Genomic DNA, 8,983 nt, shown 5'->3' with positions numbered 1-8,983 from the left:
TGGAATTTTCCTTGCGGATGGGACTCTACTATTCTTTTTTTAAAATCGTCGTATCTGGAGTCTTTCTGGACTTCTGAATGCAATTGTTTTTCTGTTTTCCATGTTTCTCTTATTTCTTTTGGTAGAGAGATGTATTTTTCAGAGAGACGAATATCATGTTTGGCGTTATTGATACCGGTTTTATATTGATACTCTTTTCCCTCTTTCTTAAACTTTTCTATCCCTTTTTCTCCTAAAACAATTTTTCCTGTACGTTCTTCTAAATATCCGCTATGACAAAGTTTTTTCAGGCGATCTCCTTTGATGTTATATTCTCTTTCCATTTGTTCTCTGGTAGCTGTTCCAGTTTTCCAAAGCATATCTATGCCTTCGATTTCTTTTGTTTTTAGAATCCTTATATGTTTTCGTGGCGCGGCCATAGGGATGCCTCCTGTCTTTGCTATATTTGTGTATTAATTTATTTGGGAAGACATAGCGAAGCTATGTATCTTTGTTATGAATTGTGTGTAAATGTAGACATGTGGACATTTACACATGATTCGTTTTTATTAAATAAACATTATTAAACAAATGTTTATTTAATTTCATTCAAAAAAGCGGAAGCTGAATTTGAATGAACCAATCTAATAGCAAAGCTATAGATTGGAGAATACAAAATGTGATGTGCAGCATCACATTTTGATCAAACAAATAAAAATGCCGAAGGGCAATTTTATTTGTCTTTTTCTAGGAAGCGTCAGCTGATCTAGAAAAAGACTCTGGACAGATGCGAAGCGTTCTGTCCAGGAAGTCCCGCAGGGCAAAATACGCCTGAAGACCATTCACTCGGCTTGCCGAGCTTGTTTTTGATTCAAGCGTAGCGAGAATCAAAAATGAATGTGTCTGACCGCAGGCATGGAAAAGCGTCAGCTTTTATCATGCCAAGGCAGGCGTATTTTGCCCTGCTTGAGTCTTGCCGGACAATGGACGGCGGGACGATCCGTAGAAGGCTCTTGAACTTACTGATTTGACGCCGTTATGGCGGATAAATCAGGCTCCCTGAAGGGGAGAATATGTACTTGATTATATATGATACCGAATAGAATCTGATTTAACTATATTATACAATATATTAATTTAAATATAAGGGATTTTGTAATAGGGGTACATGAGAGAATAGCTAGACAAGGGCTGATCACTGAGTCCGTAACGTTTATGCCGCGAAAGTCACTTGACCATGAGGGGCACCCTCATGCAAACTCATCAGAGGTGGCCCCAGAAGGGCGGTTTTTGCCCGCTGGGGTTATCTTTGGGAGTTTGAGGGTGTAGAGGCTCGTGGTCAAGTGAACCGTGGAATATAAAGTGTAGGACGGGACCCCCAGCATAGGGTAAAAACCAAAGATATTATCAAGTTTTAATAATATCTTTGGTTAAATAAGTAGAATTATTAATAATATTAATATTATTGAATAAGGTTAGTTTTTGCTATTTATATCTAAAAATAAAACTGTTTATAGGTCTTTCATCTATACAGATTATAACCCAATGAATATATAGATAAATGTACCAAATAAATTAGGAAATATGGAGGTTGAAAATTTATGTATCAAAATTGGTATTCAAATCCTTATTCTCATACTTACACGGATGATATGTATCGTGATTTCGCAAGTAAAATAGGGAGCTTTTTTACTATTTTAAATAATGTACCTATATCAGGGGGGGCAATTCCTGCAGGAACTCGTGTTTTTATTCATAATGTTGTACGCGATGCTGGAGGAAATGAAATAGTTACAATAGTATTCCCTCAAATGGGACCAGGTGGTTGTATAGCTCGTTCTACAAATGTTTACGGTTCTTCACTAGAAGCACCAGCTCCGATTCAGCAGATAATGATGAGGGATCAATACTAATAGAATAATCTATTAAGACTTTTAAGGTTTTAAAAAAGGAATTAATTTTATAGATTAACTATTCCAATTATCTTTTTGAAATATAGAAAATAAAAGGTTTTAGAAATTAAGGATATAATTTATATATATTTATGTATTTAATATTCATAGTTGGTTAACATAATGTCCTATTATCGGTAGCAACTATTTTCATAGAATCCCTGTATGTACAGGGATTCTTCTTTTTTTGTCTCGTCATCTCGTATACAGGATTTTATACATCGTTGATGTAGCGGGGATTTTAGGGATCCGTGCTATTTTTTTTTGCATAAAATCTTGTATAAATAAAAAAGATTTTGGTGTGGGTATTTGGATGTGATGAGTATTCAATTTTAAAGTTGGGTTTGTAATAGGAATTATATAAATTAACTATGTGAAGATTATGGAAATTAAGAGTTTGAAACAAGTGACACGTGAATTATTAGGAAAAAGGGTATATCATTGCTATAGCGAATATATTTTTTGAGGTGAAACGCTATGAAGACGCTATATAGTCCTAGTGATGTGGCAGAGCAATTAGGTATCCAATCTAGTACATTACGTAAGTATGCTGATGTACTGGAAAAAGAGGGTTATACTTTCATTAAAAATGAACGTGGGCATAGGAAGTATAGAGAAAGTGATGTAATGGTGTTTCGTAAGGTTATAAACTTAAAGAGCGACACAGACATGACATTAGAAAACGCTACAAAGCAAATAGTATCATGGTATCAAGGTATTGAAGTATTGCCATTGGAGCGACATGAAGTTGAGCGCTATGAAGAACCTGATTTGAACGCTACACCGCTACAGGAGATGATTCAAGAGCAAAAGGAAGTCATTGAAAAGCAAAACGAATTACTCCAGGAATTAACTAAACGATTAACGGAGCAAGATCAACGATTCGCACAAAGAGAATCAGAGTTATTGAGCGCTATACAATCGATACAGAATTCTCAGAAGCTTATAGCGACGAATTCTAGCGAAGACATAGCGAAGAACCAAGGCCGCGATGAAATGCTCATGCAAACGATTAGAGAAGTTCAGGAAGTTAAGAAATTGATTGCGGCAAGCAAGGATAAGAAATGGTATGAATTTTGGAAGTGAAATTTAGGGTCTAGAACACCTATGTAGGGAAAGTAGTTTATGATGAGGTGTATTCTTCATTTAAATTTATTTGAAGTTGGCCTCAGAAGGGTAGTTTATGCTCTCTGGGGTTATTAGGGTTTAGAGGGATCGTATATAGTGAAGTATACGACGAAATAAACAGTACATGATGTATAAGAAAGAGATAAATAATATTTAATAGATAGGAAGTTATATTATGAATACTGATAAATTAATAAATAAAATTTTACTTTCTTCTAATGATGATTTAATTGTATTTATAGATGAATATTTCATATGTAATGAAAAAGTAGATGATTTTTCACATATGAAGGAAAGAGAGAAAGATTTATTGAAATTAGATGAGGATGTTCTTAATTATGCTCTTTTTAGACTTGAAAGTTTAGAAGAAATATATGATAGTTCTAAAGGTTCAACAGCAGGAACTAATTTAATGGGTGTAATTTCTGCTTTCTTTTTGAAAGATTATGTACCTATATTTGTTAATCCTAAGCTTTATCCAAATTTATATATTTTTTGTCAGTTAGGTATCTTTATGATAGTTATATATTTCTTAAGTAAATTATTAAGAAATATGGATAAAAAGAGTGGAAAGAAATCTAAAGTAATTTATTTTAAAAAATTGTTAGAATATGTATTAAAAGAAAAAACGAAATAATTTTTATGGTATACATAGAATAAGGGAATTCAGTATAGATCAGTCTACAAGTATTTTCTTGCTATATATGTTTATATATTTAAAGAGTCATTATATATTTATATATTTTATTGTTGTAAAATAAACTTATAACGTACCCGATACAGAAATAAATTGTATCGGGTTTTCTTCCCGTATACTTTTTATTTTTGTATTTTGTTTGTTAAAAATATAAATATTAAAAGAAACGGGGTTAAAACATGAGCAAGCGTTTTTTTGTTTTATTGACAGTATTATCAGTTTTAGGAGTGTTAGGTTTAGGTATTAATGATGGAACTATTGTTATTTTAATTAATTGGGGCACTTTTTTGTCAGAGTTAATTAAAAATGTTGTTTATGGAGCTTTGGTGAATTGTTTGTTTTTTTGGTTAGAGATTCCTTCAAAGTTCTTCTGTAAAAAATAAAGGTAGGTACTCATTTAATTTCCTAACGTTTTTATCTTTAGATGTTAGGGGGTGATGAATTAATGGAAGATTGTATATCAAAATCATATAATTATGGTTTTGACAGGATTTAGTACCAACAATAATATTTTATAATTTTGAGTAGGAGTACGTTATATTTTTATTTAGCTCATGTTTTACCCTTCTTTGCCTATTTCTGGACGCCAAGAAATAGGCTTTTTTTTGCTTATTTTTACAACTTTTTGAATGTATACTTTTTCTATATAGATTGAGGGTATTAGAGAATTTCTTGAAAAGTCAATATTTAAGGGATAATGAATGTAAACTAATATTTATTAGTTTACATTGAAGAATAAGCAAAAAATCCTGGTTTTTAGGGTTCTATTTCTTATTTTGATAATATTTGTATCTTATTATAGTTTATATATTTTATAATTAATTTATTGAAATTTATAGTTAAAAGGGATGATTGGACATGACAGTAGAAAAAGAAAAGGTAACTAGGCGGGTTGTTTGTAGGAAATGTAAATCTGATCAAATAGTTGGTAATAAACGTGGTTATAATTTTAAAAGGATGTTTTTAATTTTGTTTCTTATGTTAGCTACACTTATAGCTGGAATAGCTTCTATTGGGAATATAATCTCTCCTCTTTCTGGTATAGCCTTACTTATTACTTGGTTTATTATGCTCTTAGGGGCACCTATAACTTTATTCAGTGGATTTATTGGTAGAAAAAATATTGTCAATGGTTGTATGAATTGCGGACATACATGGATGCCTAAAAAATAGAATATGTATAGATCAAAAGGCAAAAAGACAGCAATAAATCAGCTGTCTTTTTGCCTTTTTTGAGTGATAAATGAATGTAAACCTTTAATAAAAAGTTTACTTTCAAAAAATGATAATAACAGTTTGATTATTTAAGGTGAATTTAAGATTGTTTTTGTAGATATTCTTAATTTATATATTATAATTACGATATTGATTTGTATTTATGGAGGATGTTATAGAATGAACTACAAAAAGGGTATTATGATAGGTCTATTATGTGTATTTGTGTTTTCATTAGGTGGCTGTGATTTTTGGGACGGATTTAAAAGTGGATTCAATACTAAAATTGAAAAAGTAGAAAATCAGGAGAAAAAATAAAATTTTTATAGATGTTTTAAAGAAAAAAGACGACTTATTTAATGTCGTCTTTTGTTTTTATTGAAAGTAAACTTCTATTCAAAAGTTTACTTTCAAGACCACTAAAAAAGAGTCTTGTTTTTATGAGATTCTTTTTTTAGTGGTTGATAATATTGTATTAATTAAATATAGAGGATAATATTTAATTTATTAGTTTTATTTTGATTGGTTGAAGATTAGGATTTAACAAATGTTGATAAATAAGGGGTTTTTAAACGTATATAAAGCTTTTTGACATATTGAAAACAGCTTTTATAAAGATATTTGCTACCATAAACAAATCACCTTGAACTATTTTTGATGTAGAAGGAGCGAGCGAAATGAATCTTAGTAAACAAATTAAAAAATATCGAGATAGGGAAGGGTTTTCTCAAGAAGATTTAGCTGAAAAAATTTATGTTTCTCGTCAAACGATTTCAAATTGGGAAAATGAAAGAAGCTATCCTGATATTCACAATTTATTGCTTCTAAGTGTTCTTTTCGATGTTTCTCTAGATGACTTAGTTAAAGGGGACGTAGAAATGATGAAAAATAATCTTCAGCAAGTTAAATTTAATAAGTTGGGTCAGGTAATGGCTATATTTTTGATTTTAGCTGTAGGATCAATAGGATTAGCAATTAAATATTTTGGTAGTTTAGGTTTAATTATTCCATTTGTTTTTTGGGTAATTGCTATGACAGCTGCTATAAAAATTGACATAATTAAGAAACGTGAAAATATAAAAACATACGCTGAAATTGTTGCTTTCATGGAAAATAAAGATGTGAATGAGGAAAGAGACAAGCGAGATAAGAAAAAGTATATTATTCAAAAAACGTTGATTGTTGTAGGGGTTTCGTTAGTTTCGGGAATTATTGCTCTTTTGAGTTTTTCGATATTTTTATAAAAAAAATAAAAGAGCCTCAATAAATGAGGCTCTAATACAATCCAATATTATACTCTATTATTTCATATGACCTTCGTAAATACCAATTCCACCTTGAATAGACTTTAAATACCAAATAATCGTTCCACCACAAACATCTTCTGTAAAACTAGAAGCGTATTTTCCACCTGGGTTAGTCACAGTTCTTTTCTATTTAGTTATAACAAAAAAAGCCAATCATGATATAATTGAATTGTCGAGAAACAACTATAATGAGAGGCTTTTTATTCTTATAAAATTCTAATTACATAATAGCATAAAAAGAGCCTCTGTACTAGTTGTAAATACTAGGAATGAGGAGAAAAGTTATGACAAATAGTATCAATTTAGAACGGGCTGAAAAAAATGCAAGATTGAGAGATATCGAGAATTCGAAGATCTTGTCAGAAGAAGAGATGTACATAGTAAATGAGCTCCAGGCAAAAGCCAGTTCAAGGGGAATGAAATTAGTTCCTGAACGAAAAATAAAAAATAAAGCAAAGTTTGTTCAAATCATTCAACAAAATATCCAATATTTATTTGAAATTGATTATTTAACAAATGCTGAAAAAGTATTTTTATTAGATATTTCAATGTGTGTAGGGTTTTTAAGTAATTGTTTAGTTAGTGATATTAATTCAAAAGAACAAATCCCATTAACTCAGCGAGAATTAGCTAAAAAAATTGGAAGACATGAAACTAAGGTGAGTCCACTAGTTAGAAAGTTAATTGATAAAGGTATTATAGCTCGTTCAGAGAGTGGTGTTGATGATAATAATGTTAGAGCATATGCATTATTTATAAATCCTCACATTATGTTTTCAGGGAATAGAGATGAAGTTAATCCAACACTTAAAGCAATGTTTAGAAAGGTTCCAAAACAACTTAAAAATTTACCTATTAAATTATTTTAAGTCTACTTTAATAAGTAGACTTTTTTTATTAATTTCGTACTTACCAAAAACGGTAAGTTTACTTACCAAAAACGGTAAGTACGAAAAATCCTGAAACCCTTGATATTACTGGGTATTTTCTACTTTAGTATGCTTGTCCCTTCTTACTCTATATAGAAATAGCTAAAAGTTACGAAAGGAACAGGTAGTATTTTTAAGCAAACCCCGCTTAAAAATCTCCACCTTTGTTAGAAAAAAGTCGCCTCGTTAATCCTCGGCTAAAGTCGAAGACTTTCTTTTTTCTAACATCCTTGCGGAACTTTTTTTGGCTCGTTTGCTTTCATCGCCAAGCCGATAAACTCAAAAGTGGGATTTAGGCATATCGGCTTGAGCTACTCATTATACGAGCCAAACCGCTTGATCTAACGTTCCCTAATTAATTTTTACTTTATTTTTAGATACGCAATACGTGGGGTCTCCCCACACCCCGGCCAGCCTCTACCTCAAAAGTAGGGGGAAGACCAAAAAACACTTACTAAAAGTAAGCGTTTACTGTGGAAGTGGTTTTTCTCTTTGAGATTCGTAGGAATCATTGAAATTTAAACGTCTAAATAGATTTGTATTCCGGATTTTGATGTTTTTTGGATCAATCATAGATTGCCAAGGTTGTAAGTTCTTTTTATTTTCTCTAATTTTAGTGATTCTACTTACAACATTGTTTAACTCGCGTTCATGATCTTGATTCATCACAATAAAAGTAAAGCTTGTTATGACTGTTGGGAAACAAATCTTTAATAAAAATTCAATATGATAGATATCAGAGATTAGATTGTTAATCGTGATATAAGATGTTCCTGGTATTGGGATAATATTTGCTATGATTCGTAAAGATTCTTTTTGATTATTAATAAGTAATTTAAGAGAACAACGTGTAGTAAGAATTTTAAAAAGTTCATCGATAAATGTAATGAGTACATGAAGTTGAGTTTCAGGTGTCTCTTCATTGATTAACCATAATCCTCTATTTTCTTGTTTTGTTTTTATGAGAAAGTCTGTTACAAATTCCATATCAAGATTTTTAGGTATTTTGTTGTTTGGGAAGTATTCTCCAAAGTAACGTGTATCTTTTTCTTGTATTGGTTGAATTGGGAAAAAGGGTTCTGTATGTAACAGATAATAATGCTCGTGAGAGCAAAGTAATGCGGTTAATAATATTGGATCTGTATATTGTTTATTTAATTCTAGATAGTCTTCCATGCGAGTAAAATGGCGGAAGAGTACATTCTCTCCAGGTGCAATTGGTAGCACCTTTTTTTCTTGGCCAAAATAATAGTAAGCTCGATAAGATAAATAAATATATTCAGCACCATAAAAGGATTTAGAACCAATTAACAGTTTATCTTCTAACTCTTTTAACTTTGCGTAACCAAGTGTTCTAGATTTATTCTTTTTTCCTTTTTGGTAGCCAAATAGGTCCAAAAATTGTGATTTTAACATGTAGGGTTGATGATGAAGCATAAATGTAAATAGATTATGATAATGCTTCATGATGAATAAATGTAATTCATCACTTAATTTTCTCTTATATGGATCTTCCTGAATGTCATGTAAGTTTAAAATATAGGGTGAATTCGTATTATCCATAATTTCATGTACTGTATAAAAAGTAGGTGGAACGATAAATGTTGGTTGTATTGCCATGTTTTCTCCTCCTATAGTTGTTCATATCCGGATAAAAATGTTTTCGCAAATTCTTGTTTTTGTTGAATATCAATCTCCTTATAGTTACGTGTTGTCACTTCTATGGCAATGTAACCGTTATGCGCTTCACTATAGACGGCTCCATCGGGCGTTGGT

10 protein-coding genes and 1 pseudogene are annotated in these 8,983 nt (G+C 31.0%); 8 read left to right on the top strand and 3 right to left on the bottom strand.

What is annotated here, in order from left to right:
* Positions 1-419: hypothetical protein (locus DN400_RS29015; RefSeq protein WP_147802103.1), on the bottom strand; the 419-nt coding region annotated here is incomplete at its 3' end.
* 1,161 nt (positions 420-1,580) lie between these two features.
* Between DN400_RS29015 and DN400_RS29010 the strand changes: the two genes are divergently transcribed.
* The 7 genes from DN400_RS29010 to DN400_RS28985 all read left to right on the top strand — a co-directional run bounded on the left by DN400_RS29010 (position 1,581) and on the right by DN400_RS28985 (position 6,215).
* A complete protein-coding gene (locus tag DN400_RS29010; protein WP_147802102.1) occupies positions 1,581-1,892 on the top strand; it encodes an NADH:ubiquinone oxidoreductase in 312 nt (103 codons plus the stop codon).
* 516 nt (positions 1,893-2,408) lie between these two features.
* A complete protein-coding gene (locus tag DN400_RS29005) occupies positions 2,409-3,017 on the top strand; it encodes a DUF3967 domain-containing protein (RefSeq protein ID WP_000855471.1) in 609 nt (202 codons plus the stop codon).
* Positions 3,018-3,234: 217 nt separating this feature from the next.
* Positions 3,235-3,696 (top strand): hypothetical protein, encoded by a 462-nt coding sequence (locus tag DN400_RS29000; RefSeq protein ID WP_147802101.1) that lies wholly within the window; start codon positions 3,235-3,237, stop codon positions 3,694-3,696.
* Between the two features lie 239 nt (positions 3,697-3,935).
* A complete protein-coding gene (locus tag DN400_RS28995) occupies positions 3,936-4,139 on the top strand; it encodes a hypothetical protein (RefSeq protein WP_000043998.1) in 204 nt (67 codons plus the stop codon).
* Between the two features lie 475 nt (positions 4,140-4,614).
* Positions 4,615-4,929 (top strand): hypothetical protein, encoded by a 315-nt coding sequence (locus DN400_RS28990; RefSeq protein ID WP_097854141.1) that lies wholly within the window; start codon positions 4,615-4,617, stop codon positions 4,927-4,929.
* A gap of 222 nt (positions 4,930-5,151) precedes the next feature.
* Positions 5,152-5,289, top strand: coding sequence for a hypothetical protein (locus DN400_RS29675; RefSeq protein WP_166695583.1), 138 nt, complete (start codon positions 5,152-5,154; stop codon positions 5,287-5,289).
* A gap of 359 nt (positions 5,290-5,648) precedes the next feature.
* Positions 5,649-6,215, top strand: coding sequence for a helix-turn-helix transcriptional regulator (locus DN400_RS28985; RefSeq protein ID WP_147802100.1), 567 nt, complete (start codon positions 5,649-5,651; stop codon positions 6,213-6,215).
* A gap of 57 nt (positions 6,216-6,272) precedes the next feature.
* Here DN400_RS28985 and DN400_RS28980 read toward each other — a convergent pair.
* Positions 6,273-6,404, bottom strand: a pseudogene (locus DN400_RS28980) (LCI fold-containing protein); the annotation flags it as partial.
* Positions 6,405-6,562: 158 nt separating this feature from the next.
* Between DN400_RS28980 and DN400_RS28975 the strand changes: the two are divergent.
* Positions 6,563-7,147, top strand: a complete 585-nt coding sequence (locus tag DN400_RS28975) for a MarR family transcriptional regulator (protein ID WP_147802099.1) — start codon at positions 6,563-6,565, stop codon at positions 7,145-7,147.
* 528 nt (positions 7,148-7,675) lie between these two features.
* Here DN400_RS28975 and DN400_RS28970 read toward each other — a convergent pair.
* Positions 7,676-8,827 carry a hypothetical protein gene (locus DN400_RS28970; RefSeq protein ID WP_147802098.1) on the bottom strand — a complete coding sequence of 384 codons (1,152 nt, stop codon included), beginning with the start codon at positions 8,825-8,827 and terminating at the stop codon, positions 7,676-7,678.
* Positions 8,828-8,983 lie beyond the last annotated feature (156 nt).

It is taken from the genome of Bacillus sp. AR8-1 (assembly GCF_008042345.1).
GTDB lineage: Bacteria > Bacillota > Bacilli > Bacillales > Bacillaceae_G > Bacillus_A > Bacillus_A cereus.
The sequence above is the reverse complement of the archived record's forward strand: the minus strand, read 5'-3'. Positions and strand labels throughout refer to the sequence as shown.

Excerpts from the sequence above, each read along its gene's own strand:
- DN400_RS29000 (WP_147802101.1), top strand. The coding sequence starts at position 3,235 with ATGAATACTGATAAATTAATAAATAAAATTTTACTTTCTTCTAATGAT.
- DN400_RS28990 (WP_097854141.1), top strand. The coding sequence starts at position 4,615 with ATGACAGTAGAAAAAGAAAAGGTAACTAGGCGGGTTGTTTGTAGGAAA.
- DN400_RS29010 (WP_147802102.1), top strand. The coding sequence starts at position 1,581 with ATGTATCAAAATTGGTATTCAAATCCTTATTCTCATACTTACACGGAT.
- DN400_RS29005 (WP_000855471.1), top strand. The coding sequence starts at position 2,409 with ATGAAGACGCTATATAGTCCTAGTGATGTGGCAGAGCAATTAGGTATC.
- DN400_RS28975 (WP_147802099.1), top strand. The coding sequence starts at position 6,563 with ATGACAAATAGTATCAATTTAGAACGGGCTGAAAAAAATGCAAGATTG.
- DN400_RS29675 (WP_166695583.1), top strand. The coding sequence starts at position 5,152 with ATGAACTACAAAAAGGGTATTATGATAGGTCTATTATGTGTATTTGTG.
- DN400_RS28985 (WP_147802100.1), top strand. The coding sequence starts at position 5,649 with ATGAATCTTAGTAAACAAATTAAAAAATATCGAGATAGGGAAGGGTTT.
- DN400_RS28995 (WP_000043998.1), top strand. The coding sequence starts at position 3,936 with ATGAGCAAGCGTTTTTTTGTTTTATTGACAGTATTATCAGTTTTAGGA.
- DN400_RS28970 (WP_147802098.1), bottom strand. The coding sequence starts at position 8,827 with ATGGCAATACAACCAACATTTATCGTTCCACCTACTTTTTATACAGTA.